Here is a 25,501-nt window from a genome sequence, read left to right as displayed (position 1 = left end):
GCTGTATAATTCAGCACTTTTCTCATTTAATTACCATTCATACTTCTTCACAAATAGAAAAAAAACTATATTTGCTAATCTTAACAAAATTTAACGCTAAAAATATGGATGAGCTGGAAGCTGTAAACTCAAGTAACGAACTTATAAATGAACCAAAATCAAAACATCCGAAAGGGTTGTGGGTACTTTTTGGCACAGAAATGTGGGAGCGTTTCAACTTTTATGGAATGCGCGCTTTGCTGACGCTTTTTATGGTAAACTCCCTGCTGATGAAAGAAGGCGAAGTTACCATCATATATGGTGGGTTTCTGGCCCTTTGTTATCTTACCCCAATGCTTGGCGGTTTTATTGCAGACCGGTTTTTGGGAAACAGATATTGTATTATTGTAGGAGGATCTTTGATGGCAATTGGCCAATTTCTAATGTTTATGAGCGCCTCCACATTCGATACCAATTTGAGTTCGGCGCAAATGCTGATGTGGATCGCTTTAGGGGTTATTATTTTCGGAAATGGTTTCTTTAAACCAAATATTTCGTCAATGGTCGGAAGTCTTTACCCAAAACAGGAAAAATCGAAACTGGATTCAGCTTTTACCATTTTCTATATGGGAATAAACTTAGGAGCATTTTTAGGTCAGTTTATTTGTCCTTTTTTAGGAGATGTGAAAGATGCAGGCGGGATTAGAGATATTCATGCTTTCAAGTGGGGCTTTCTAGCTGCTTCTGGTGCGATGGTGCTTGGAACACTTACTTTCGTTTTACTTAAAAATAAATATGTTATAACACCAGAAGGAAGACCAATTGGTGGATTACCAAGTCAAAACACTTCAGATGATTTTGAAGAAGGTGAATCACAAACCGCTAATTTCTCTGGAAAATCAATAGGTATTGCAGTTGCAATTTTTGTATTAACATTCTTTGGTTTTCAATATTTATTTGTAGATAAGATCGGGTTTGGTTCTGTGGGAATGGGCGAATTTGTGAAAGCAGTTATTTATCCGTTCATCTATTCTATGGGACTTGCTCTGGCTTATTTAATCATGTCTGCAACCGAAAGCAAAGTAGAAAGAGATAGAATTTGGGTAATTTACATTGTATCCTTTTTCATTATTTTCTTCTGGGCAGCTTTTGAGCAGGCCGGTTCATCATTAACATTCATTGCAGACAACCAAACCGACAGACATATTTTTGGCTGGAATATGCCTCCATCGATGGTGCAGATTTTTAATGGCTTATTTATCGTGATTTTAGCCGTTCCATTCAGTATGCTTTGGGACAAATTAAGAGCCAATAAGAAAGAACCGGTTTCGCCTTTAAAACAAGCAATAGGCCTTGGTTTAATCGCTTTAAGTTATTTAATTATTGCTTACAATGTAAAAGATTTAGGAAATTCGGGACTTTTAGCCGTAAAATGGTTAATCTTACTTTATCTGATCCAAACAATGGGCGAACTTTGCTTATCCCCAATCGGTTTATCCCTGGTAGGAAAATTGGCACCGAAAAGATTTGCATCACTTCTGTTTGGTGTATTTTTCATCGCGAATGCAGCAGGATATGCTTTATCAGGAACTCTAGGTTCCATATTACCTGCTACAGGAGATAAGTACCAAAAGGCTACAGAGTTAGGATTTAACCTTCAGGACGTCTTAGATAAAAAAGTTACTTTGAGTGCAGATCAGTTGGCTCTTCTTAATAAAGAACAAATTCCAACAGTCTACAACAGTTTTGTTGGATTTGAAATTCATAATTTATTTGAGTTTTTCATGGTATTCGTAATTCTTTGTGGAATTGCAGGTGCAATTTTAGCATTGATATCTCCTATTTTGAAAAGGATGATGCACGGTGTGAACTAAACATTTTTGAAAAGAAAATATAAACCTCCGATTTATCGGAGGTTTTTTTATAAATTCGTGTGGCGGAAGTTGAAGAGCTTCCTTACAATTTATTAATTACTACTCTACTTATGAACCTAACCCTCGATCAAATCCAAGATTTTAAAGGCAAATACCCGAAACAAATCTGGTCACTTTTCTTTTCGGAAATGTGGGAACGCTTTTGTTTCTATGGAATGCGCGGAATGCTCGTCTTTTTTATGATTTCCCAGCTGAATCTGGGTGAAAAAGAAGCCAATCTGCAATACGGCGCGACTCAAGCGTTTGTTTATGCCTTTACGTTCGTGGGAGGTTTGTTCGCTGATAAAATTTTAGGTTTCAGGAAATCGTTGTTTTGGGGCGGAATTTTAATGATTATCGGCAGTTTGATTTTAGCCCTGGATCCGCACCAGTTTTTCTTTTTAGGAATTTCATTTACTGTAGTTGGAACAGGATTTTTCAAACCGAACATCTCCACCATGGTAGGAAAACTATACAAGAAAGGTGATAACCGTACAGATGCGGGGTTTTCACTTTTTTATGCCGGAATTAATTTAGGAGCTTTGCTAGGTGGTTATTTATGTATCGCCATTGGAAAAGGTGAATTGCTTTCCCATTTAATTCCTGAAGGATTGCACTGGAATGTGGCTTTCGGTTTAGCAGCAGTTGTAATGGTGATCAGCTTAGTCAATTTTATTTTTACACAGAGAAGATTGGGACCCATCGGACTTCAACCTTTAAAAGTACTTAAAAACGGAGAGCTGGTTTCCATGGAAAAATGGAAAGAATATGGAGTTTATGCCCTGTCTTTACTTTTCATTCCGATGATTATGGTGATGGTGGCGAAAACTCAGTACACCGATTATTTCATGTACGCTGTAGGTCCACTGACATTACTTTATTTATTCTATGAAATGTCGAAAGTCTCTAAATCAGAACGCAGTAAGCTTATGGCTGCTCTGATTTTCATTCTGTTCTCCATCATATTTTGGGGTATTTATGAGCAAAGTGGCGGTTCTCTAAGTATTTTCGCTGCGCATAATCTGAATAACGATTTACTTGGTTTAGATCCAAATGGGGTGAACAATTCTGGCGGCGCATTCTTCATTTTGTTAGTTGCAATCCCAATTGGTTTACTTTGGATTTGGCTCAGCAAAAAGAAATTAGAACCCAACACCATTATTAAATTTGGTTTAGGATTTATATTTTTAGGTTTAGGATTTTATGCAATTTTCGCTACTCAATTTTTTGCAAATGCCGCGGGAGTTACTTCTTTAAGCTTATTTACCATTGCTTTGTTTATTATTACTTTGGGTGAAATGTGCCTCTCGCCGATTGGTCTGTCGATTATGACGAAACTTTCTACACAAAAACTACAGGGAATGATGATGGGAATGTGGTTTTTAGCTTCAGCTTACGGACAGTACGTTGCGGGGCTTATCGGAGCAAATATGGCAACAGCACGCGAGGACGCGTCCAATATCGAAAAGCTGCATGCCTACACCTCAGGCTATAAAGAATTAGGTTTATATGCCGTAATTGCGGGCGTTATTTTAATATTAATTTCGCCACTGGTCAAAAAATTGATGCAGGAAGTAAGATAAAAGCCCAATTTGGTACGACTTTAGCCATTAAATTAAAATGAAAAAAACGGTCCTCTTACTTTCGATATTGATAACGTTCTTCGCCTCTTCCCAAGTCAGATGGATGACTTTGGAAGAAGCGGTCAACGCTCAGAAAACAGTTCCCAAGAAAATACTGATTAATTTCTATACCGATTGGTGTGCTCCGTGCAAAATCATGGAGAAAAACACTTACAATCAACCGGTGATCGCAAATTATTTAAATGAGAATTATTATCCCGTGAAGTTTGATGCCGAAGGAAAAGAACATATAGAAGTATTTGGCAGAACTTTTACCAATACTGAATTTGATAGCGGAAATAAAAAAAATGCGATGCATGATTTCACCAAATACATGAATGTCAATGCAATACCATCGACGGTTTTTCTGGATGAAACCGGAAATCCCATCACCATTTTACAGGGAGCCTTAACTGCCAAAGAATTAGAGCCCTATATTCCATTTATCGCAAACAATGAATATAAAAAGATAAACACCCGCGCACAATGGGAAAATTATCAGAAAAAATTCAAATCAAGTATCAAAGATTAGCGGTGATTCTTAAATAACATTAAAGAAGACTTTCAAATATTTTTTGGAAGTCTTTCTTATTTTAACGAAATTCGCTCCTTGACTTTCAACACGCCTTTATTTCAATCTTGACTTTAGAAACTCCTATAGAATTTTTAAAGGGAATCGGTCCCGAACGCGCCAAATTCATTAAAAATGTTTTGGGATTTACGACCGTGGAAGATTTTCTAACTTTTTATCCTTTAAGATATATCGATAAAAGCAAGGTTCATAAAATAGGTGATTTAAGAACAGAACCCGATGCTGAAATTCAGTTTAAAGGAAAGATTACCGATATTCAGGAAGTGGCATACGGCAAAGGTCAGAAGAGATTAACGGCTAAATTCCGTGATGATTCGGGAACGCTGGATCTCGTGTGGTTTCGGTATTCAAAATGGATGAAAGAACAAATTCCCCTCAATCAGGAAATTTTCGTGTTTGGTAAAATCAATGAATTCAACGGGATTTTCTCAATGCCCCATCCCGAAATTGAAGCCGATGAAAAGAAAGCCCTTTCAGGAACGCTCCTGCCGATTTATCCCGGCAGTGAAAAACTCTCCAAACGGGGATTAAATAACAAGTTCTTTCAAACGGTAATTGCTGATATTGTTAAAAACCTTCCCAATTTAGTTTCTGAAAACCTACCCGGTTCTTTAATGAAAAGCTTGAACTTAATTGGCAGAATTCCGGCTTTATACCATATTCATTTCCCGAAAGATCTCGTTCACTTTCGACATGCTGAAAACAGGGTCAAGTTTGAAGAGGCCTTTTTCTTTCAGTTAGGTTATGGTTTAAAAAAGCAACATCATAAAGCGTCCGTAGCTGGAAATCCTTTCCCGAAAATCGGCGAAAATTTCAATCAGTTTTATAACGAATTCATTCCTTTTGAACTGACCAATGCCCAAAAAAGAGTTTTAAAGGAAATCCGCACCGACATGAAAAAACCGATTCAGATGAACCGGCTTCTTCAGGGTGACGTAGGCTCCGGAAAAACAATGGTAGCACTTCTTACGATGTTGATTGCTCTGGATAACGGTTTTCAGAGTTGCATGATGGCTCCGACAGAAATTCTGGCACAACAGCATTTTAATTCCATTCAGGAACTTTTAGAAAAAACAAATATTAAAGTCCGGTTATTGACAGGTTCTACCAAAACTGCGGATCGAAAAGTCATTCATGAGGAACTTCTTTCCGGTGAACTTTCTATTCTGATCGGAACACATGCGGTTCTTGAAGACATCGTACAGTTCAAAAATTTAGGACTCGCCATTATTGACGAGCAGCATCGGTTTGGTGTGGCCCAAAGAGCGAAATTATGGGCAAAAAATAAAATCGCTCCGCATATTCTGGTCATGACTGCAACGCCGATTCCACGGACTTTAGCGATGAGTTTTTACAGCGATTTAGATGTATCGGTCATCGATGAACTGCCTGTCGGAAGAAAAGCCATTATTACTGCACACCGCCGCGAAAAAGACCGATTATCGATTTTCCGGTTTGCCAAAGAGGAGATTGAAAAAGGCCGCCAGATCTATTTCGTTTATCCTTTAATTGAAGAATCCGAAACATTGGATTATAAAAATTTATTAGAAAACCTGGAACATATCATCGAGTTTTACGAAGGATTTAATGTCACTATGCTTCACGGCAGAATGAAACCTGCTGAAAAAGAAGCAGCAATGCAGTATTTCGCTTCAGGTAAAGCGCATATCATGGTTGCAACCACGGTCATCGAAGTCGGTGTAAATGTTCCCAATGCGTCGGTAATGATTATTGAAAGTGCCGAAAGATTTGGCCTGTCCCAACTCCATCAACTTCGCGGAAGAGTGGGTCGCGGTGCGGAACAGAGTTACTGTATTTTGGTCACTTCCGATAAACTTTCCAGTGACAGCCGCACCCGAATGAAAACAATGGTCGAAACGAATGACGGTTTTAAGATTTCAGAAGTGGACATGAAACTGCGCGGTCCCGGCGATATTCTCGGAACCCAGCAAAGTGGTGTTGTCGATTTTAAAAAACTCGATTTAGTGGCAGACGGCAAAATCATCAAAGTTGCAAAATCGACCGTTGAGACATTACTTAAAAATGATCCTCATTTAGAACATCCTGAAAATTTCGAATTACGAACTTATTATGCGAAACAATACAAAGGAAAAAATAAATGGGGACGGATTTCCTAATAGTTAAAGTTTAAGAGTCTTAACACCTAATGTGCATTGAATTTTAATTTTTTTGAATACTTTTGTTTTCTATGAAAAAACACAGTGCAATTTTCTTTTTATTTATCGGTCTTTTCTTCTTCGGACAATCTAAAATTACGGTTTTAAAAACGGGAGAAAGAACACCGATTACCAATGCTTCCATTTTTTGTAAAGGCAAACTTTTAGGTAAAACCAATACTGAAGGCACTTTAACTTTTAAAACAAAATGTGAAAAAGTAGAAGTAAAAGCTCCGGGCTTTTATGAAGACGACGCCGTGGTCGATAAAATGATGGAAATTTCTCTTTCTAAAACCGATCCTAAACTGCAGTCGATTGAAGGAGTCATCATTTCTGATAAAAGTGATCCGCGCGCGTTGAGAATTTTGCAGAAAGTAAATGATCATTTCAAAAATAATTCACCGCAAAGTTTAGAATCCTACTCCTTTAAATCTTATGAGAAAATTTCTTTCGATTTCGATGAAGACAGCATTAAGCAGTACAATCAATATCTGAATCACCGTCTTGATTCACTGAAAACAGTTCCTGCAGCTATGCAGTCTGCCGAAAAAAAGAAAGATTCATTAGAAAAGCTGAATGTAATGAAACTGATGGCTGGGAGTAAATTATTTCTTTGGGAAAGAGCTTCTGAGTTTTTATATTCCAAAAAATATGGCGAAAAAATCAATATACTGGACAACCGTGTGGCCGGTTTAAAACAACCGGTTTACGAAATGCTGGCGCTGCGCTCTAACAGAAATAAAATACCCAAAGAAATCCAGGAGGAAAACCGGACACTCTACCGCTACTTTCTGACCGACAGTATCGAAATTGAAGGCAGAAAAAATTATGTGATCCGTTTTCGGCAGGCCGATTATAAAAACCCGGTGCAGAAACGAAAATTCAACGGTTATATCTACGTCGATGCTGAAACTTATGGCCTCAAAAAAATAGAAAGCAACAGCAGAAAAAAAAGTGAAGGATCAATAACCAGCATCTGGAAACCCATTGACAACAAATGGTTTTTGCTCAAAGAAAATTTTAAAATAAAAATGGGATCCACTGTTTTTGATGTCAACAAAACAGACAAAAAGAAAAACGGTGATTCTGAAGAAAAATTGAAAAAGCAATTCGGAAACTATGTTTTTGTGAGGGCTGATTATTTCGATTTCAAAACTTCAGTTGATGAGAATAAAAAAGATTTTTCGGGATATTCAATGTCCGTGAAAAATACCGGCGGAGATATTCTGGAGAAATACAGAACGGATTCTTTGACAATACGCGAAAAAATGACCTATTCTAAAATCGACAGCGTTGGAAAAAAATATAATCTCGACCAGAAGATGAATGTTTTTACCGGTTTTCTCAAAGGAAAAATCAGAGTCGGAAATGTCGATTTTGATGCACTTCAACTGCTGAAATACAATCAATACGAAGGTTTCCGTTTGGGCGCAGGCATTAAAATGAATGAGAAATTCAATAAATATATTTCACCGGATGCTTATATCGCCTATGGATTCAAAGATTCTTCCTGGAAATATGGTGCCGGAATCGATATCAAAACCACGTTAGACAAAACTTCTTTTTTCCGGGGCGAATATTATAACGACGTCGATGCGGCGGGACGTTTCAATGAAAATCTCTGGAACTTTAAAATGAAAATCAATAATTCCGGTGTGGACTTAAACAATGACAGATTCTACCATTTTGAAGGTTTTAAAGTGTCTTATGAAAATGATCTGTCCAATTCGCTGACTCTGAGGGTTTCCGCCAAGAGAGATCACGAAGAAGCAAAATTTGATTACAGTTATAACAATCTCGGAAATCGTTTTGAAAATGTCGCAACGCAACTTACCCTGAAATATTCACCGAATTCTAAAAGCATGATGACGCCATCGGGAAAGTTAACGTATGAACAGAACTATCCGGAGTTTTATTTCAATTACGAACAAGGTATAAAAACTTTAGGTGGAGACTTCGGTTTCAGCAGATTTGACTTTCTGGTTCAACACAGTTTCAAAACAAAAATCGGTGTTACGGGTGTTCGTTTGTACACCGGTCTGAGTATAGGAAATGCGCCGATCTGGCATCAGTATGCGATTAACGGTTTAGGAAATGGTGAGAATTCTTTGAATTTCAACCTCACTTCTTACCTCGGTTTTGCCACAATGGAAGGAGGAAAATATTATAATGACAAGTTCGTAGGATATTATTTAACCCACAGAATCCCCTATTATTTCAGCACTTTTGGAAAGAAAATTTCCAGTTTCGATATGGTGTACCGGGGAATTACGGGCGATATGAAAAATCCGGAAATTCATCAGTTTGATTTTCAGAAACTCGACCATTTTTATCAGGAAATCGGTTTAGAAGCGAACAACTTTTTGGGGAGTCCTTTTAATTTAGGATTCTTTTACCGCGTCGGATATTACGCCACTCCAACTTTTAAAGAAAATTTCGCGATACAGTTAAAACTCAATTTTTTAGGATTTTAGAAATGAAAAACATACAGATTAAAGCAAGTTCTTTTTTTGAATTATTAAAGATGAAAGATACCTCGATGTGGGAAATTTTTGCCCAAATGACCGATGGCGAAGAAAAAGAAATCGTCTTTTTAGATGATGAAGAAAAGATTCTGTTCAGTTACCTGCTGCCCGATAATTTGGAAAAACTGGAAGAAGACCGGAAACAGTTTGCAGACGAATATTCTGAAAAACTGTCTGGATTGAATTAGAAAACTTAGCGCCTGTTTAAATTTGTTTTAAAAACCTCAAAGAAACAATAGCATTGACCTTTTTAAAGTTTTTCAAAAGGAGAAATAAGGAAACTGCTTTAAAAAAATTACTTTTTTACGCTTTCGGAAGTTCTTATTTTCAGATTTTTTTTTGTCAGATTTGTGGTTTAAAAATAAAGTTTGATGCCTTTTATTCCATTACTTTTTCAAAAACAAATCAATTGTCTTTTTAGTTTCCAAAACATCGTGAACACGCAGAATTTTAGCTCCTTTCTGCAGAATTTTCAAGTGTATTTTCTGCGTTTCTTCCTGGATCTCTAAAGGCGATTTCCCTAAAGGTTTATAAATAAAAGATTTTCGGGAAATACCGATCAGCAAAGGATATTCACCAAATCCAATCATCTCCGTTTCATCAATCATCTGATGTTGCTGCTCCACAGTTTTCCCAAATCCAAAACCGGGATCGAGAATAATATCTTTAATTCCTAAATTTCTTAATTTTTGAATCTTTTCAGAAAAATAATAGTTGATATGAAGGATAATATCGTCATGAATCAGTTTTTCATGCATCGATTCATAGGTCGGGTTAATGTGCATTAAAATATACGGAAGTCCTGTTTCTGCAACTGTTTCAAACATTTTGTCATCGAACATTCCACCTGAAATATCATTGACCAAATCGATTCCTTCATCAAAACCAAACTTTACCGTTTCAGAATAAAACGTATCCAGTGAAATTAAAATTGGTGGAAATTCTTTTTTTATGATAGAGATCAAATTTCCTATTCTTGAAATTTCTTCTTTTGAACTTAAAAATTCGGCATTTGGTCTGGTCGACTGTGCGCCGATATCGATGATAGAAGCTCCGTCAGAAATCATTTTTTCGGCATGTAAAAGCGCTGCCTTTCCGGTATTGAATTTTCCTCCATCGGAAAACGAATCCGGCGTGATATTGAGGATTCCCATAATTTTGGGTTTCGACAAACCGACGACATGTCCACGGCAATTGAGCGTTGAAAAATCGGAAGATTGAAGTTTCGGAATTTCAGTATTCATTTGACAAAAATACAATTTCTGACCAAGCCAGCCGACAACTCTCAAACGAAATTCTTATCTTTGAAAAGTTTAGAAATCTTATGCAAAAAACATCACAACAGTTCGACGAAGTCATCAGCGTCTGCCGCGAATTATTCAGTAATAAACTGTCGGATTACGGCGCATCATTTCGGGTTTTACGAACTTCATCATTAACAGATCAGATTTTCATTAAAGTTAAAAGTTTAAGAAATTTTCAAACGACGGGAATTTCTAAAGTCGGCGAATCCGAAGAAGAAAATTTTATCGCTATTGTGAATTACTCTATTATCGGATTAATCCAGTTAGAGAAAGGCTTTGCAGATGATTTCAAACAGGATCGGAATGAAATCATGAAAATGTATGACCAGTTTGCGAGTGAAGCCAAAGAATTAATGCTCAGAAAAAATCACGATTACGGAGAAGCCTGGCGCGAAATGCGGATCTCATCAATTACCGATTTGATTTATCAAAAAGTATTGAGAACCAAACAGATAGAAGACAACTCCGGCACAACTTTAGTGTCCGAAGGAATTGATGCCAATTATTTTGACATGCTGAATTATGCGGTTTTCTGTCTGATAAAATTCTCTGAAGAAAAAAAAAATTCCAAACCACTATAACTGAATTGATATGTTGAAACATATACTAAGAATTGCAATTGCATTAGTTTTTATTGCATCAGGTTTTGTAAAAGCCGTAGACGCAGTAGGATTTTCATTTAAATTGGAAGAATATTTTTCACCTGCCGTCTTCAACATTCCATTTATGGAAAGACAGGCGCTCGTAATTGCAGTGCTCGTTGTTGTTCTGGAAATGGTTTTCGGATTTTTACTGTTAATAAAAAGTCAATTGAAGTTCACGCTTTCCACATTGATTGCTTTGTGCGTTTTCTTTGCTTTTCTTACTTTTTATTCAGCCTATTTTAATGTGGTAACCGATTGTGGTTGTTTTGGTGACGCCCTGAAAATGCAACCCTGGCAAAGTTTCTGGAAAGATATTATACTGTTGATAGGACTGCTCGTTTTATATTTTCTTTATCGGAAAGATTTTAATGAAACTGAACAAAAATCAAACCTTAAGAAATACCTTTCTGCTTTTGCATTTCTGGCCATGATTTTTGTAATCAGCTGGGGAATTACCCACGAACCGATTATTGATTTCAGAGATTATAAAATTGGCACCGACCTCAATATCGAGAAACAAAATATTGCTGAAAATCCGTCCCAATTTAAAACCTATTATTCTCTAAAAAACAAAAAAACAGGAGACATTTTAGAAGTCAATCAGGATGATTATGTCAATGAAAAGAAATATTGGGAAGAAGGTTCTCCCTGGATGATTCAGGACGATAAGACAACTTCTAAGCTGGTTAAACAAGGTTATGAATCGGAGATTTCTAAATTCAAACCGGAAACCGCAGACGGCATCGATTTGACCGGCGAAATGCTGAAAGCCCCAAAAGCGATTCTTATTTTTTCGTACAATCCGAAACAGGCCGATACCGAAGTTTTAGCGCAGGCCGAAGCCAAATTGAGCCAACAAAAAGACGCTCTGGTTATGGGTATTTCTACCAATCCCAATACCTTTAAAACCATTAATAATACAATGATGGATGGCACGGCAATTAAAACAATAGCCAGAAGCAACCCCTTTGTCCTTACTTTAAAGAAAGGAAAAATTGTAGATAAAATGTCTGCCGAAGATTATATTAAACAAAAAAATTAAACGATAATGAATCAAAAAAAATCAAATAAATCGATTGCCGGTTATCACCTGTTAATGATTCTTTCCTCTGTTGATGGCGAATTTGCTCCGCAAGAAGGAATGATGATTCAGCAATATCTAGCCGATGAATTTCCATTTAAAATGGACTTGGATGACGAATTAGAAGTTATTGCTCTTTTAAAACCCGAAGAATGGAAGCTGCATTTTGAATTTCACGCGCAGTGTTTTCTGGATGATTCCACAGAGAAAGAAAGAATATCTTTCAGACAATTTGCAAAAACGCTGATAAAAGCAGATGAGCAGGTTTCTGACACCGAACACGATTTCTATCAGATCCTTAAAGACATTTGGCAACTTAATTAAATAAATATTTGACCATGAGAAAAAACATCGTTGCAGGAAACTGGAAAATGAATAAAAATGTGATTGAAGCACAGCAATTAATGTTTCAATTATTAGATTACAAAAAACACAACGCAACTCATTGTGAAGTCTGGATTGCGCCACCATCACTGTATTTAATGATGGCAAAAGATGTTTTTGCCCACAATGAAATCGGCGTTTTCGCACAGGACATCAGCGAGCACGAAAGCGGCGCTTACACGGGGGAAATTTCGGCAGATATGTTGGCATCTATTCATGCGGCCGGTGCAATTATCGGTCATTCTGAAAGAAGATTATACCATGGTGAAACCGATGCTCTTTGTAATGTAAAAGTAAAATTGGCTTTGGACAAAGGCTTGACGCCGATTTACTGTAATGGTGAAACTTTGGAGCAAAGAAAAGCCGGCCAACATTTAGAAGTGGTAAAAAACCAAACTGAAGAGGCTCTTTTCACTTTAACTGCTGACGAAATTAAAAAAGTCGTAATCGCTTACGAACCGGTTTGGGCAATCGGCACCGGAGAAACAGCTTCGCCTGAGCAAGCACAGGAAATTCACGCCCATATCCGAAATTTAATTGCCGGTAAATACGGACAAGATGTTGCTGACGAAATTTCAATTCTCTACGGCGGATCTGTGAAACCTGACAACGCCAAAGAAATCTTCTCCCAACCTGATATTGACGGTGGTTTAATCGGTGGAGCTGCTTTGAAAGTGGACGATTTTGCTAAAATTATCGAAGGGTTTAACGCCTGATTTATTTAATTTAATTATGAAAAAAATAATTATTGTCGGTACCTTTTTACTTGGTGGGTTTTTATTTTCTCAAGTTAAAATTCCACAAAAATCATCAAAAGGAGTGATCAATACTTCCACTGATTTAAAAATAAATTACACCCATTTAATTTATGAAAAAGGAAAAGTCACCTTTATAAATACAGAAACCGGAAAAGAAGAGTTTCTGTATGATAACTCTGTCAAAAGTATTGTATTTGATTCTGAACCGGTTAACGGAAATTTAACTGAAAGTGAGTCTCCAACAACCGAAGCAATGGCAGAAAATGTGAATCACCTTCATTCGAAACAACCGGCAACAACCGTTTTGAAAATCAACAATTTCATCAATAATGCCGATTATATTAAGGCGAAAAAACTGAGTCAGCTTGGTACTGGTTTTCTGGTTGGAGGTGGCGCCTGTTTTTTGGTTGGTGGAATCCTCAATCTGTCTTCCGCATCAGAAACTGTAAGTTCACCAAATCAAAATATTGAATCAAAAGGAAGTCCTGTTCCACTGATTATTGGATTGGCAGGAATGGGAGCCGGACTTATCATGAAAATTTCAGGCAGTTCTCAAATGAAAAGAATAAGAACTGAAACCGCTTCAAATTTAAAACCGGTAAAAGAATATTATCTTGTCACAAACAACAACGGATTGGGCATGAAAATAAATTTTTAAGATTATTTCAAGTTCACCATTTGTTGTAACATTTGAAAATAATTATAAAAAGAGAGAACATTCCTTTGGGACGTTCTCTCTTTTTTATAACAAATCTTGAGATTTATTTCTCTGTTTTTCTTTGAAGAACTTCATCAACCATTCCAAAATCTTTGGCTTCCCCGGAAGTCATCCAATAATCTCTGTCAGAGGCTTTCTCCACCCACTCGTAGGTTTGTCCTGAATGTTCAGAAATGATGTCGTAGAGTTCTTTTTTCAGTTTCAGCATTTCGCGCAAATTGATTTCCATGTCGGATGCAACACCCTGTGCTCCACCACTCGGCTGGTGAATCATCACTCTTGAATGTTTTAATGCAGAACGTTTTCCTTTTGCACCGGCAACCAAAAGAACTGCGCCCATTGAGGCAGCCATTCCGGTACAGATTGTCGCAACGTCGGGCTTAATAATCTGCATGGTGTCGTAAATTCCCAAACCTGCATATACGCTTCCACCGGGAGAGTTGATGTAAATCTGAATGTCTTTTGAGGCATCAGAACTTTCCAGGAAAAGCAACTGCGCTGTGACGATATTCGCCACCTGGTCATCAATTCCTGTTCCCAGGAAAATAATACGGTCCATCATTAATCGGGAAAAAACGTCCATTTGAGCAACGTTCAAGCGTCTTTCTTCCATGATATACGGCGTCAGACTGGTTGGGTTAAACATTCCCATATATTGATCAGTCGCCAGTCCGCTGTTTCCTAAATGTTTTACAGAGAAATCTCTGAAATCTTTTTTAATATCCATTACTTATTTTTTTTTGCATTATGTAGTTTACAATTTTTGTTCCCTAAAAAAACTATGCCCTTTTGTCAGTTGGCGGTTCAGTTTTTTATTGATTTCGCTCAGAAGACTTTTTAGTATCATTATTTTTTTCACCAATTCATAGTACTCTTCCGGATTTTCATCCCCTACTGAATCCAATTTCTTTACAATATCGTAAATCATCTTTTCAATAAAATGACTTTTATGAATGAGAATATCATCTTCAATTTCCGCTTCTAATTTATCACCCGGTTTAGGCGGAAAAATATTGCTTTTTTCCCAGTTGCTTAATTCGTCATCTCCGAGAATGGCACCTGAAACTTTGGAAACAATAGTTTCATCCATTAAAGTTAAGAAAAAATTACTTTGAATAATCTCATTATTGGCTAATCCGTTTTTTAATTCTTCAATTATTTTCCGGTTAACCGGGGATTGCGGTTCATAATTATCTTCATTAAAGTGACTGATTATTTCTTCAATCACCGTAATTTTAAACGGTTGGTTATCGGCATCTGACTTTTCTAAAATCCGGTCTCCAAAGTTGAGCATGTGTTTCACCAACTTTTCCTCTAATTCCAACAAAGGATTTACCGAAATTATCGTTGGAGGAACAATTTCCATTTTCGGCCTTTCTTGCGGCTCTGCTCTCTGTTGCGGGGAAAAGTTCTGATTCTGAATCTGTTTCTGAACATTCAGTTCATTAAAAAGTGATTGCTCTGAAATTCCAAATTTGGTAGCAACCTCTTTCAGGTAAACTTCCTGTTTCAGGGCATTTTTTACGAAAGCGACCGACTTTACGATATTTCGGATGGCTTCTGCTTTTTTTATCGGATCATCGCCGGCTTCTTTTAATAAAATCTCAGCTTTGAAATCGATAAAATCGTTCGCTTTGGTTTTAATGAAATTTTCGACATATTCCTGCGGATGTTTTCTCGAGAAAGAATCGGGATCATCACCATCAGGAAACAGTAAAATCCGGATGTTCATTTCCTCGGCCAACAATAAATCGATGCTTCTGAAACTGGCTTTAATTCCGGCAGGATCACCATCAAAAAGGATCGTTACATTTTCGGTTAAACGCTTGATCAGTTTGATTTGATCCACGGTCAAAGCTGTTCCTGAGCTGGCTACGACATTTTCAATTCCGCTTTGATGAAGAGCGATTACATCCATATAACCTTCTACCAGAAGGCAAAGGTTATTTTTTGAAATCGACTGTTTTCCCTGGCTCAATCCGTAAAGAACGCTGGATTTATGATAAATTTCGGTTTCGGGAGAATTGAGATATTTGGCCGTTTTTACATTATTCTTGAGAATTCTGGCACCAAAACCTAAAACTCTGCCCGAGAAACTGTGAATCGGAAACAAAACCCTTTCCCGAAAACGGTCGATGCCGTTCGGTGCATTTTCCGGGAAAATAGAAAGTCCCGATTTCTCCAGAATTTCTTTGGAATATCCTTTATTTAAAGCAAATTCTGTAAACGCATTTCTTTGTTCCGGCGAATATCCCAACTGGAATTTTTTGATAATATCATCCCGAAGTTCGCGCTCTTTAAAATAAGAATAAGCGATGGTCGTTCCTTCTTCCGTTTCAAAAAGTTGATGCTGAAAGAAATCGTTTGCAATCTCATGAATTTTATAAAGCAGCTCCTTATCGGTTTGCGCCTGTTTTTGCTCTTCCGTGAGTTCGCGTTTATCCTCTTCAATTTCGATTCCGTATTTTTTCGCAGCATGTTTCAGCGCTTCGGGATACGTGAAATTCTCAATCTCCATTAAAAAAGAAATTGCAGTTCCACCTTTTCCGCTGGAGAAATCTTTCCAAATCTGTTTGCTCGGCGACACTACGAAACTCGGCGATTTCTCATCATGAAAAGGACTTAATCCTTTAAAGTTAGAGCCTGCCCGCTTGAGTTGTACATATTCGCCGATGATTTCCTCTACCCGAACAGCAGAAAATATTTTATCGATTGTTTGCTTAGAAATCATTCGGTAAAAATAGGAATAAAGTTTTTGTTTTCCTTATCATTGTAACCGTTTCGATGCCCAAAACTTATCAACAACCTCTTGCTGAAATTAATATTGAATAGGATAGTTTTTCGGGGATACAAAGGTTTACTATTGATGAATAAAGGCTAATGAGCAATGAGTCAAAGAAATTGAGAACCGCTTTTTCACTGATGAAGAAAAAAAACAATAAATTTGACAAATAATTCGATTGACAATGAAAAAACTCCTACTCGCTTCCATCGTTACTTTTTCACTGATGATGACGGCACAAAAAAAATACGTCCTCGTCATTCATGGCGGCGCCGGAACAATTCTCAAATCCAGCATGACTGCAGAAAAGGAAAATGCTTATAAAGCCAAACTTTCAGAAGCCTTGAAAGCAGGATATGCTGAGATTCAAAAAGGAAATTCGTCGATAGATGCAGTCGCTGCTTCGATCACCGTCATGGAAGATTCACCGTTATTTAATGCCGGAAAAGGAGCCGTTTTCACCGCAGACGGAAAGAATGAACTCGATGCTTCCATCATGTATGGAAAGGACAAATCTGCCGGAGCAATAGCGGGCGTTCACACCATTAAAAATCCAATAAAAACGGCAATTGCTGTAATGCAAAAATCTGAACACGTGATGTTATCAGGCGTTGGCGCAGAACAATTTGCGAAAGACCAAAACTTAGAAATTGTAGATCCGGCCTATTTCTGGACGAAAGAGCGTTGGGATGGATTGCAAAAACTGAAACAGAAAGAATCATTAAATACAAAGAAAAAAATCTCTCAGAACACCTTGCCGGAATCTTACGAAATCGACCAAAAATTCGGAACTGTTGGCGCAGTTGCTTTAGATAAAGACGGAAATATCACCGCCGGAACTTCAACAGGCGGAATGACCAACAAAAAATATGGCAGAATTGGCGATGCCCCTATTATTGGTGCCGGAACTTATGCCAATTCTCAAGTTGGAATTTCAGCAACCGGTTGGGGCGAATATTTCATCCGGGCAACGGCTGCCAGAACAATTGCCGCAAAAATGGAATATCAAAATAAAGACATTAAAACAGCCACCCAGGAAACCATCGACGAGATCGGAAAAATGGGCGGTGACGGCGGTTTAATCGCTTTAGATAAAGACGGAAATATAGCAATGCCTTTTAATACTGCAGGAATGTACCGTGGTGCCATTACTGAAGATGGTGAAATCTTCATTGAAATTTATAAATAAACATGGAATTTAAAATTAATAAAATTGAAGACTGGCAAAAGGTAACCGATCAAATTCTGCCAGAATTTAAGCATAATATTCTTTTATTGAAGGGAAATCTGGGCGCAGGAAAAACAACATTTACCCAATTCCTTCTGAAAAATTTAGGAAGCCAGGATGAAGTCTCCTCTCCTACTTATGCGATTGTAAACGAATATGACACCCCGAAGGGAAACGTTTTTCACTTTGATCTGTACCGCATGAAATCCACCGATGAAGTTGAAGACATCGGCATCCACGAATATCTGGACAATTCTTTTTTATGCATTATCGAATGGCCAGAAGTGTATGAAGCCGAACTCGCCCATTTCCCCCATCACGAAATGAGCATTGAAAATGATGGAGAATACCGCATCATTAACTTCCGGTAGAATTTGCCCAATTAATAATCAAATCATTGTATCTTTGCATACTGATTTTTTTGAATCAGCTTCCTTATCAAAACTTATAAAATGAGTCATACCCATATTTTTACCCCATTTTCGGAACAGGATTTACTCCCTCAAGAGGAGAAATTGGAAATCGTTAAAAAGGAAAAACAATTCAGCATAGGAATTCCAAGAGAAACTTGTCTTAACGAACGAAGGACCTGTATAACCCCCGACGCCGTGCAGGTATTAGTAGCAAACGGACATCACATCGTTGTAGAATCCGGAGCAGGTGAAGGTTCTTTTTTTACGGATTTGCAATATTCTGAATCTGGAGCGCTCATCACTCACAGTCCGCGGGAAGCCTTTGAACAGGAGCTGGTGCTAAAAATAAATCCTCCGACTACAGAAGAGATTGATATGCTGAAAATGAACTCCTATTTGGTTTCAGCTTTACAGATCAATCTTCGCGACAAAGAGTATTTTAAAAAATTGGCCGAGAAAAAAATCAATGCCATCGCTTTCGAATTCATTGCTGATGAGTACAAGCAATTGACTTTGGTACGACTGATTGGCGAAATTGCAGGAAGTATTTCTATTCTTTATGCAGCAGAATTATTAGCCCTTTCAAATGGATTAATGTTGGGTGGGATTACCGGCGTACGTCCAACAGAGGTTGTCGTTATAGGGGCTGGGATTGTAGGTGAATTCGCAACCAAAGCAGCTTTAGGTCTGGGAGCGAGCGTAAAAGTTTTTGACAATTCCCTGTCGAAACTTCGCCGTCTGCACATGATGGTTGATGGGCGTGTTCCTACTTCTATCATCGATCCCAAAGAATTAGCAAAGAGTTTAAAAAGGGCTGATGTAGTAATCGGAGCACTTGCAAAATTAAGTGCAGTTCCTATTGTTACCGAAGAAATGGTTATGGGAATGAAAAAAGGAAGTGTCATTATCGATGTAACCATCGATAACCGAAAAATGATTGAGACTTCGGAACTGACCGACATGGAAAATCCGTATATTATCAAGCATGGCGTTATTCATTGTGGTTTACCCAACTTAACCTCAAAAATGCCCAGAACCACTACGAAAGCAGTTTCTAATTTCTTCCTTTCTTATCTTTTGAATTATGATGAAGAGGGCGGTTTCGAAAACGTGCTTATCCACAAAAATGAAATGAAGCAATCGCTTTATATGTATAAAGGTCGCCATACGAAGAAGATGATCTGCGACCGTTTTGATCTGACTTATCATGATATCAATCTTTTAATTTTTTAAATGAGAAAAGCCAAATTTTTTTTACTGGGATTAATTCCCGGCCTTATCATTGTATTTTTTATTCTGAACAAAAAAGGGGCAAGTTGCAGCGGGTACCTTCCTAATTCCAGGGTGATTGCAGAAACATTATCAAAAGAATTCACCTATTCCGAAAGCTTTAAAGCGGAAATGGAATTCCTGAAAATCGATGAGAAATTTCTGAAAGACAGTATTATTACCAAAGGAAATGTTGATTTTGAAAAAAGTGATGCGCAGAAAAAACCATGTCCCAGTTATATTTTGACTTATCCCAAGAAAAATCCCCGATACGAAATCGGATTTGAAAAATGTACAGAACAATCGAATTTCCAAAGTCTAAAAAAATTACGCTAATCTCTGTATTGGCAAATCAACTGTTATGAAATTAACCATCATCGGTGTCGGTTTAATTGGTGGGTCAATTGCCTTAAAATTACGGGAAAAACATTTTGCAGATTACGTTTACGGCGTCGATCAAAATGAACAGCATCTGGTTGAAGCAAAAGAACTGGGCATTATCGATGAAAGTTTGTCATTGGAAAAAGCAATCCAAAATTCTGATCTCGTTATTTTGGCCATTCCTGTGGATTCAGCCAGAAAATTACTGCCGGCAATTTTAGATTTGGTCACCGACAAACAAACCGTAATGGATGTTGGTTCTACGAAAGCTGGAATTGTAAAAGGAGTAGAGAATCATAAAAACAGAAGCCGTTTTGTGGCTTTTCACCCGATGTGGGGAACAGAAAATTCGGGTCCAAAGTCAGCAGTATCAGACAGTTTTTCAGGAAGAGCCGGTGTAATTTGTGATCAGGAAGATTCAGCGCCAGATGCGTTGAAAATGGCCAGACAAGTTGCAGAATACCTGGAAATGAATCTTCTTTATATGGAATCCGAAAGTCATGATATTCACACGGCATATATCTCTCATATTTCCCATATCACTTCTTATGCCCTGGCAAATACCGTGTTGGAAAAAGAACGCGAGGAAGATACTATTTTTCAGTTGGCAAGTTCCGGTTTTTCCAGCACAGTTCGTTTGGCAAAATCCCATCCTGAAATGTGGGTTCCGATTTTCAGACAGAATAAAGAAAATGTGTTGGATGTTTTGAATGAGCACATTACGCAGCTGCGTAAATTTAAATCGGCGCTGGAAAAAGAGAACTACGATTATTTGGAAGAACTGATCCGGAATGCGAATAAGATTCGGGGGATTTTGAGATAAGCAGCGATACAAGGCTCAAGTTTAGATCTATTGTGGCAATTTTTATAGATTAGTGAAGTTTAACCTACATTGTTTTACTTTTTAAAAAACGATTCCATATTAATCCGATTATTGAATCAATCATTAGATATAAAAAACAGCTTAAAAAACACGAGATTAAAAAAAACAACTCAGGATTAATTAAATAAAATTTAGCGGTTTTTTTTGGAATTGCATCATTTATAGTGTTCATTTCTGAATGTTAAATTTTTGGTTTACCTCAAAAAAAATACCTTCAAAAAAAATTTGTGTCCTAACTTTTTTCTAACTTTACTACTTGTAATCTCATTTACAAGGCATTAAAATGGAAAATCGAGTAAAAGTAAGCGGTAACTTGATTCTTTTCGTATTGCTATTTTGCGGTACAGTTACCAGTGCTCAGGAGATCCCAATTGCTAGTCCTCCTGCCAAAATTCCAAAAGTACATCATATTGAGCCTCTGTATATCGACTTAGTAAGGGATTTGGGGGCCAGGAAAGGAGAGAAAGAAATTAATCTTGCAGGTGATTTTAAAAACACAGCGGATTATAGTGAATATGCGGTATTAGCAGAATATGAATTTGCTCCTATCGACCGATTAGGCCTCGAAATAGAAACAGATTTTGCATTCTTTAAAAAGATAAGCAACGCCCAAGATATTCCTAAAAACAGATTTGATAATTTACGACTGTCTGCGCAATATTCCTTTTACGTTTCGACCAAATACAATACAACACTTGCTGTTGGTTACACCCAAGTTATAGGTTTTACCGCTTTTGAAGATTTAGATGATAAGCCATTGATAAAGGGATTAGAATACTGTCCGTTTTTTATTGCGGCAAAACGCTGGGGCGCTAATTTTCACTCTTTAATTTTTGCAGGTCCTATTTTTAAACATCGGTTTAATACAGATTACACCAATGTGGATTGGCAGATTAACACTTCAGTTGATTATGCGATCCCAAATTCTTCACATTTTGTTGGCATTGAATTCAACAAAGAGATTGTAGACGGAAAGTTTGAAATGATAATGCATCCTCAGGGGAAAATTCAAATCAATAAAGCATTGGCAATTGGTCTTGTTGCAGGTTTTCCGATTACAAAAAGTAAAGAAAAATTCAGTTCTTTTTTCAGGGTGATTTATGAATTGTAATGATGGATTTTGATAAAGCAAAATCTCCATTGGCAGCGAAATAAAGTTTATTAATTGACTTTATTATATTTTTCTTTAACCTGAATAACATCCTAATGTGGGTTCTTATTTTCAAGCAAATTAAAGAAAACACATAAAACACTCTGAATAAATGCATTACGTAACTTCTGAAGTTTAAATCTGCCTTAGAAAAGAGAATTGTGAATTATTAGAAAAGTTGATTGGAAATGAATGATTTAGGGTAATTATTAGGTAAAAGCTCCTAAATAAGAGATCGCATATATTTTAGAAATGTTTGATCTTCTTTATTTCTTCTTAAATATCATTGTCAAAATTCTTGGAATGGTATTTCTGTCGCTTCCGTCAAAGTATTCCTTTAGATCTACCAACTGAAAATTATGTTTAATCGCTGAACTTACAAAGTCTGAAATATGGTGATTAAAACAGGTTAGTACTTGAAGTCCGTCTGCAGTTTCATACCTTGCTTTTGAACCGCTGTATTGCTTAAAAGGGTGAAGTTCACCAATATAGATCATTCCATTTAAATTGATGACTTCGCTTAGTTTTTGAAAGATGATATCCAGATTTTCGATATGTTCTAAAACGAGACTGAAAGTGACTAAATCATATTTGGTATTCTCCGTAAAATTCCATTCTTTATTAATGTCGGCCTGAATAAATTTCACATTATCCGCCTTTATTTTCTGTTTCGCCTTTGTCAGCATTTCATCTGAAAAGTCTACCGCTACAACATAATCTGAAAAAGTCGCCAGCCATTCGGTATTTTTTCCTGTTCCACAACCTATTTCAAGGCAATTACCAAAATGATGTCCCTTTAAATTTTCCCGCAGTGAAACTGCTTCCAGATCTCTGGTTTTATTCTCATTGGTATCATATTGTTCAGACCAAATATTGTAGGCTTGCTGTATGTTCATTTTTTTTGACTATTCTGTTTACAGTTCGTTTTTGACATTAATCCATAACAGTTTATATTTCTGCATCTTAGGTAAAAACAGGACTACTTTATACCTGCAGGAAATCTCATTGATTGCAAAAATTATCGATGAAAGTTTTAAATTGCTTTTTAAAATAATGTGTTATCTATACTCTTTTTTCATTTCTAATCCCAAGTATAACACTCACTATTAATTGATCAGGGAATATTAAAAATGAAAAACTAAAAATTGCTTTCAAAGGCCATCCAATTCCCATCTGACTTTCTCTAATTTCTTTTGCTTTTTGCAGTAATTCAGGTTTTACATTTTGCTCCTGAAAATTAAAGAGAAAAATCTAACATTCAGCGACGTTCACGGCGATGGCGAGGCCACCTTCTGAGGTTTCTTTGAAGCGGTCATTCATGCTCTGAGCGGTTTCCCACATGGATTGAATGACTTCGTCTAAAGTGACGCGCGCTTTGGTAGGATCAGATTCTAAGGCGATATTCGCCGCAGTAATCGCTTTGATGGCACCCATAGAATTGCGCTCGATACACGGAATCTGCACCAGTCCGCCAATCGGATCACAAGTCATGCCGAGGTGATGTTCCATCGCAATTTCAGCAGCCATTTGAACCTGACCGGGCGTGCCACCCATAATTTCGGTAAGACCGGCAGCGGCCATAGCGGACGAAACTCCGATTTCCGCTTGGCAACCTCCCATCGCGGCAGAAATGGTGGCGTTCTTTTTAAAAAGCGTTCCGATCTCGCCGGCTACCAAAAGAAACCTGATGATATTATCGTCACTTTTGAAATCGGTAAAAACCTGGGAATACATCAGTACAGCAGGAATTACGCCACTCGCGCCATTGGTTGGTGCGGTAATAATCCGGCCGAAACTTGCATTTTCTTCGTTCACGGCCAAGGCAAAACAGGAAACCCATTTGTTGATATTGGTAAAACTTACATCAGCATTGATGAGTAACTGATACCAATCATGAATATTTTTATAAATTTTGTCACCAAGTAATTTTCTGTTCAAACCTGCGGCACGACGGGTAACATTTAAACCGCCGGGAAGAATCCCTTCTTTGTTGACGCCTTTGTAAATACATTCTTTAATCTGTTGCCAGATATAAAGGGCTTCTTTTTCAGTTTCCTCTCTGCTTCGCCAGGATTCTTCGTTAAGGAAAATAAGATCTGAAATTTTATCTAAACCTAGTTTTGCCATATTCTTATCAATATCTTTTCCGTTATGGCAAGGATAAAGGGTCCTGGTACAATGGTTTTCGTAAGAATTGGCTTCCTGGGTCGCGATAAATCCGCCTCCGATAGAATAGTAATCCTGAATTAATTCTTCGCCATTTTCAAATATGGCTTTGAAAATCATTCCGTTTGGATGAAAATCGAGTGATTTCTGTTTGTTTAAAATCAAATGATGTCCATAAATAAATGGAATTACTTTTTCACCATTCAGATTTAAAGTATCTGAAGATTTGATAGCTGCTACTTTCTCATCAATTTTCGAAGTATCGATCTCTTTGAAATTTTCACCAGAAAGGCCGAGCATTCCGGCGATATCGGTCCCGTGGCCGATTCCGGTTTTAGCGAGTGAGCCGAAAAATTCCACAAAAACTTCTTTTACTTCCTGAACCTGATGATCGGTTTTTATTTTTCTAATAAAACTTTCCGCCGCGTTCCACGGTCCCATGGTATGCGAACTCGAGGGTCCGATTCCTACTTTTATAATTTCAAAAACACTGATTGATTCCATTATATATAATATGCGATGAGCATTAAACTAAAATTGAGTGGATGACAAAGATAATTCTATTTTTGATATTTTTTGAAGCAAATTTTAGATGAAAATACTTTTTAAATTTCGGTAAATATTAATTGGAAATTAGATGGAAAACTCCGGTATATTTAGCGGATTTTCTTCGCATACATATCACAGATTTCTACAGATAAATACGCTCATTTATTTTAATTAAAAAGTAATTTTACACATAAAACAATCTTTAGATCTCTAAAAGAATCAGTGAAAATCAGTATAATTTATGCTTGAAAAGCCAGTAGAAACAGGATGTAAATTCCCGCAGATTTGAAAGTTTTTTCTAGATGAAAATTTATTGATTATTTGAAAATTTCTGCTAAGATCTTAGAAACCTGCTTTGGCTGGGTTACCGGAAAAAGATGCGTTCCGTTTTGCACGATATGATCCGGCTTAGAATATTTCACTGGAAATACAATGTCTTTGCTCCCCAGAATCTGGATGACTTTTGGATTTTCATCAAATTTCCAATTGGACACCTGCTCGACTCCCCATTTTAAATAATAAGGATCGGTGACTTTCAGATACTGTAACATTTTAGGATTTTTCGGATCGACTATTTTTCTCATAAAGGAATAAATGGCAGCAGATTTTACATTGAACATTTTTTCGGGTAAAATTTTAGCAATCCTGGTAATTTCTCCGAATTTAATGAACCTCGATTTTTCTTTATCCGATTTGATGCTCCCCAGAATAACGATTTTTTCAGCGGGTTTAATTTTATCGATTTCCTGTACGAGAATCCCACCGAAGGAATAGCCAAGCAGGGCAAAAGGTTCGGACGCGTCAACTCTGTCCGCCATTCTTTTTACATAATGTTGAAAATCTTCATGGTTTGACGGAATGAGCCAGTCCAGAAAGACGACTTCTAAATTTTGTGGAAAAGTTATTTTTTCCAGTACTTTAAAATCGGCTCCAAGTCCGCTGACCACGTATAATTTCATCCCTCAAAAATAGAAAAAAGAGCA

At 37.2% G+C, this 25,501-nt stretch carries 23 protein-coding genes; 17 read left to right on the top strand and 6 right to left on the bottom strand.

The window, feature by feature from the left end:
- Positions 1–104: 104 nt before the first annotated feature.
- The 6 genes from NBC122_RS10560 to NBC122_RS10535 all read left to right on the top strand — a co-directional run bounded on the left by NBC122_RS10560 (position 105) and on the right by NBC122_RS10535 (position 8,996).
- Positions 105–1,853 (top strand): peptide MFS transporter, encoded by a 1,749-nt coding sequence (locus NBC122_RS10560; protein WP_133440336.1) that lies wholly within the window; start codon positions 105–107, stop codon positions 1,851–1,853.
- Between the two features lie 110 nt (positions 1,854–1,963).
- Positions 1,964–3,475 carry a peptide MFS transporter gene (locus tag NBC122_RS10555; RefSeq protein ID WP_133440335.1) on the top strand — a complete coding sequence of 504 codons (1,512 nt, stop codon included), beginning with the start codon at positions 1,964–1,966 and terminating at the stop codon, positions 3,473–3,475.
- Positions 3,476–3,512: 37 nt separating this feature from the next.
- Entirely contained in the window at positions 3,513–4,046 is a 534-nt protein-coding gene (locus NBC122_RS10550; RefSeq protein WP_133440334.1) for a thioredoxin family protein, read from the top strand.
- Positions 4,047–4,153: 107 nt separating this feature from the next.
- Entirely contained in the window at positions 4,154–6,244 is a 2,091-nt protein-coding gene (recG, locus tag NBC122_RS10545; protein WP_133440333.1) for an ATP-dependent DNA helicase RecG, read from the top strand.
- A 71-nt stretch (positions 6,245–6,315) separates the two neighbouring features.
- Positions 6,316–8,757 carry a DUF5686 family protein gene (locus tag NBC122_RS10540; protein WP_133440332.1) on the top strand — a complete coding sequence of 814 codons (2,442 nt, stop codon included), beginning with the start codon at positions 6,316–6,318 and terminating at the stop codon, positions 8,755–8,757.
- Between the two features lie 2 nt (positions 8,758–8,759).
- A complete protein-coding gene (locus NBC122_RS10535; protein WP_133440331.1) occupies positions 8,760–8,996 on the top strand; it encodes a hypothetical protein in 237 nt (78 codons plus the stop codon).
- Positions 8,997–9,194: 198 nt separating this feature from the next.
- Here the strand turns inward: NBC122_RS10535 and folP are convergent, their stop codons facing one another.
- The gene (folP, locus tag NBC122_RS10530) at positions 9,195–10,052 is read right to left on the bottom strand and encodes a dihydropteroate synthase (RefSeq protein ID WP_246012341.1); all 858 of its coding nucleotides are present in this window, start codon (positions 10,050–10,052) and stop codon (positions 9,195–9,197) included.
- 80 nt (positions 10,053–10,132) lie between these two features.
- Here folP and NBC122_RS10525 point away from each other — a divergent pair, with 80 nt between their 5' ends.
- The 5 genes from NBC122_RS10525 to NBC122_RS10505 are packed head-to-tail and all read left to right on the top strand — an operon-like array spanning position 10,133 to position 13,637.
- Complete coding sequence (locus NBC122_RS10525; RefSeq protein WP_133440330.1) at positions 10,133–10,693, top strand: DUF1599 domain-containing protein; 561 nt, start codon at positions 10,133–10,135, stop codon at positions 10,691–10,693.
- 10 nt (positions 10,694–10,703) lie between these two features.
- Positions 10,704–11,798, top strand: coding sequence for a BT_3928 family protein (locus NBC122_RS10520; protein ID WP_133440329.1), 1,095 nt, complete (start codon positions 10,704–10,706; stop codon positions 11,796–11,798).
- Between the two features lie 6 nt (positions 11,799–11,804).
- Positions 11,805–12,161 carry a tellurite resistance TerB family protein gene (locus NBC122_RS10515; protein WP_133440328.1) on the top strand — a complete coding sequence of 119 codons (357 nt, stop codon included), beginning with the start codon at positions 11,805–11,807 and terminating at the stop codon, positions 12,159–12,161.
- 14 nt (positions 12,162–12,175) lie between these two features.
- On the top strand, positions 12,176–12,937 hold the full coding sequence (gene tpiA, locus NBC122_RS10510) for a triose-phosphate isomerase (RefSeq protein WP_133440327.1): 762 nt from the start codon (positions 12,176–12,178) through the stop codon (positions 12,935–12,937).
- Between the two features lie 16 nt (positions 12,938–12,953).
- Positions 12,954–13,637: a hypothetical protein gene (locus NBC122_RS10505; protein WP_133440326.1), complete on the top strand. Its 684-nt coding sequence runs from the start codon at positions 12,954–12,956 to the stop codon at positions 13,635–13,637.
- A gap of 103 nt (positions 13,638–13,740) precedes the next feature.
- Here NBC122_RS10505 and clpP read toward each other — a convergent pair whose 3' ends face one another.
- Both clpP and dnaG read right to left on the bottom strand, forming a co-directional pair.
- A complete protein-coding gene (gene clpP / locus NBC122_RS10500) occupies positions 13,741–14,424 on the bottom strand; it encodes an ATP-dependent Clp endopeptidase proteolytic subunit ClpP (protein WP_133440325.1) in 684 nt (227 codons plus the stop codon).
- Positions 14,425–14,451: 27 nt separating this feature from the next.
- A complete protein-coding gene (gene dnaG, locus NBC122_RS10495; protein WP_133440324.1) occupies positions 14,452–16,428 on the bottom strand; it encodes a DNA primase in 1,977 nt (658 codons plus the stop codon).
- A gap of 235 nt (positions 16,429–16,663) precedes the next feature.
- On the opposite strand from dnaG, the gene NBC122_RS10490 reads away from it, so the two are divergent.
- The 6 genes from NBC122_RS10490 (at position 16,664) to NBC122_RS10465 (ending at position 21,764) form a co-directional block, all read left to right on the top strand.
- The gene (locus NBC122_RS10490) at positions 16,664–17,668 is read left to right on the top strand and encodes an isoaspartyl peptidase/L-asparaginase family protein (RefSeq protein ID WP_133440323.1); all 1,005 of its coding nucleotides are present in this window, start codon (positions 16,664–16,666) and stop codon (positions 17,666–17,668) included.
- Positions 17,669–17,670: 2 nt separating this feature from the next.
- Positions 17,671–18,078, top strand: coding sequence for a tRNA (adenosine(37)-N6)-threonylcarbamoyltransferase complex ATPase subunit type 1 TsaE (tsaE, locus tag NBC122_RS10485; protein ID WP_133440322.1), 408 nt, complete (start codon positions 17,671–17,673; stop codon positions 18,076–18,078).
- An 81-nt stretch (positions 18,079–18,159) separates the two neighbouring features.
- A complete protein-coding gene (locus NBC122_RS10480; RefSeq protein WP_133440321.1) occupies positions 18,160–19,353 on the top strand; it encodes an alanine dehydrogenase in 1,194 nt (397 codons plus the stop codon).
- The gene (locus tag NBC122_RS10475) at positions 19,354–19,725 is read left to right on the top strand and encodes a hypothetical protein (RefSeq protein WP_133440320.1); all 372 of its coding nucleotides are present in this window, start codon (positions 19,354–19,356) and stop codon (positions 19,723–19,725) included. It begins immediately after the preceding gene.
- A gap of 25 nt (positions 19,726–19,750) precedes the next feature.
- Positions 19,751–20,593, top strand: a complete 843-nt coding sequence (locus tag NBC122_RS10470) for a prephenate dehydrogenase (RefSeq protein ID WP_133440319.1) — start codon at positions 19,751–19,753, stop codon at positions 20,591–20,593.
- A 343-nt stretch (positions 20,594–20,936) separates the two neighbouring features.
- Positions 20,937–21,764, top strand: coding sequence for an HAEPLYID family protein (locus NBC122_RS10465; RefSeq protein WP_133440318.1), 828 nt, complete (start codon positions 20,937–20,939; stop codon positions 21,762–21,764).
- A 305-nt stretch (positions 21,765–22,069) separates the two neighbouring features.
- Here the strand turns inward: NBC122_RS10465 and NBC122_RS10460 are convergent, their stop codons facing one another.
- From NBC122_RS10460 to NBC122_RS10450, 3 genes are all read right to left on the bottom strand, one after another.
- Complete coding sequence (locus NBC122_RS10460) at positions 22,070–22,699, bottom strand: class I SAM-dependent methyltransferase (RefSeq protein WP_133440317.1); 630 nt, start codon at positions 22,697–22,699, stop codon at positions 22,070–22,072.
- A gap of 355 nt (positions 22,700–23,054) precedes the next feature.
- Positions 23,055–24,473, bottom strand: coding sequence for an L-serine ammonia-lyase (locus NBC122_RS10455; protein ID WP_133440316.1), 1,419 nt, complete (start codon positions 24,471–24,473; stop codon positions 23,055–23,057).
- A gap of 362 nt (positions 24,474–24,835) precedes the next feature.
- Positions 24,836–25,477, bottom strand: coding sequence for an alpha/beta hydrolase (locus NBC122_RS10450; RefSeq protein ID WP_133440315.1), 642 nt, complete (start codon positions 25,475–25,477; stop codon positions 24,836–24,838).
- Positions 25,478–25,501: the final 24 nt, after the last annotated feature.

The organism is Chryseobacterium salivictor (assembly GCF_004359195.1).
GTDB classification, from domain to species: Bacteria; Bacteroidota; Bacteroidia; order Flavobacteriales; family Weeksellaceae; genus Kaistella; species Kaistella salivictor.
Note: the sequence above shows the minus strand (reverse complement) of the source record. Positions and strands in the feature narration are given on the sequence as shown.

Bases quoted from the DNA above. Each gene is read 5' to 3' on its own strand.
- NBC122_RS10560 (WP_133440336.1), top strand. From the start codon at position 105: ATGGATGAGCTGGAAGCTGTAAACTCAAGTAACGAACTTATAAATGAA.
- NBC122_RS10555 (WP_133440335.1), top strand. From the start codon at position 1,964: ATGAACCTAACCCTCGATCAAATCCAAGATTTTAAAGGCAAATACCCG.
- NBC122_RS10550 (WP_133440334.1), top strand. From the start codon at position 3,513: ATGAAAAAAACGGTCCTCTTACTTTCGATATTGATAACGTTCTTCGCC.
- NBC122_RS10540 (WP_133440332.1), top strand. From the start codon at position 6,316: ATGAAAAAACACAGTGCAATTTTCTTTTTATTTATCGGTCTTTTCTTC.
- NBC122_RS10535 (WP_133440331.1), top strand. From the start codon at position 8,760: ATGAAAAACATACAGATTAAAGCAAGTTCTTTTTTTGAATTATTAAAG.
- folP (WP_246012341.1), bottom strand. From the start codon at position 10,052: ATGAATACTGAAATTCCGAAACTTCAATCTTCCGATTTTTCAACGCTC.
- NBC122_RS10525 (WP_133440330.1), top strand. From the start codon at position 10,133: ATGCAAAAAACATCACAACAGTTCGACGAAGTCATCAGCGTCTGCCGC.
- NBC122_RS10520 (WP_133440329.1), top strand. From the start codon at position 10,704: ATGTTGAAACATATACTAAGAATTGCAATTGCATTAGTTTTTATTGCA.
- NBC122_RS10515 (WP_133440328.1), top strand. From the start codon at position 11,805: ATGAATCAAAAAAAATCAAATAAATCGATTGCCGGTTATCACCTGTTA.
- tpiA (WP_133440327.1), top strand. From the start codon at position 12,176: ATGAGAAAAAACATCGTTGCAGGAAACTGGAAAATGAATAAAAATGTG.
- NBC122_RS10505 (WP_133440326.1), top strand. From the start codon at position 12,954: ATGAAAAAAATAATTATTGTCGGTACCTTTTTACTTGGTGGGTTTTTA.
- clpP (WP_133440325.1), bottom strand. From the start codon at position 14,424: ATGGATATTAAAAAAGATTTCAGAGATTTCTCTGTAAAACATTTAGGA.
- dnaG (WP_133440324.1), bottom strand. From the start codon at position 16,428: ATGATTTCTAAGCAAACAATCGATAAAATATTTTCTGCTGTTCGGGTA.
- NBC122_RS10490 (WP_133440323.1), top strand. From the start codon at position 16,664: ATGAAAAAACTCCTACTCGCTTCCATCGTTACTTTTTCACTGATGATG.
- tsaE (WP_133440322.1), top strand. From the start codon at position 17,671: ATGGAATTTAAAATTAATAAAATTGAAGACTGGCAAAAGGTAACCGAT.
- NBC122_RS10480 (WP_133440321.1), top strand. From the start codon at position 18,160: ATGAGTCATACCCATATTTTTACCCCATTTTCGGAACAGGATTTACTC.
- NBC122_RS10475 (WP_133440320.1), top strand. From the start codon at position 19,354: ATGAGAAAAGCCAAATTTTTTTTACTGGGATTAATTCCCGGCCTTATC.
- NBC122_RS10470 (WP_133440319.1), top strand. From the start codon at position 19,751: ATGAAATTAACCATCATCGGTGTCGGTTTAATTGGTGGGTCAATTGCC.
- NBC122_RS10465 (WP_133440318.1), top strand. From the start codon at position 20,937: ATGGAAAATCGAGTAAAAGTAAGCGGTAACTTGATTCTTTTCGTATTG.
- NBC122_RS10460 (WP_133440317.1), bottom strand. From the start codon at position 22,699: ATGAACATACAGCAAGCCTACAATATTTGGTCTGAACAATATGATACC.
- NBC122_RS10455 (WP_133440316.1), bottom strand. From the start codon at position 24,473: ATGGAATCAATCAGTGTTTTTGAAATTATAAAAGTAGGAATCGGACCC.
- NBC122_RS10450 (WP_133440315.1), bottom strand. From the start codon at position 25,477: ATGAAATTATACGTGGTCAGCGGACTTGGAGCCGATTTTAAAGTACTG.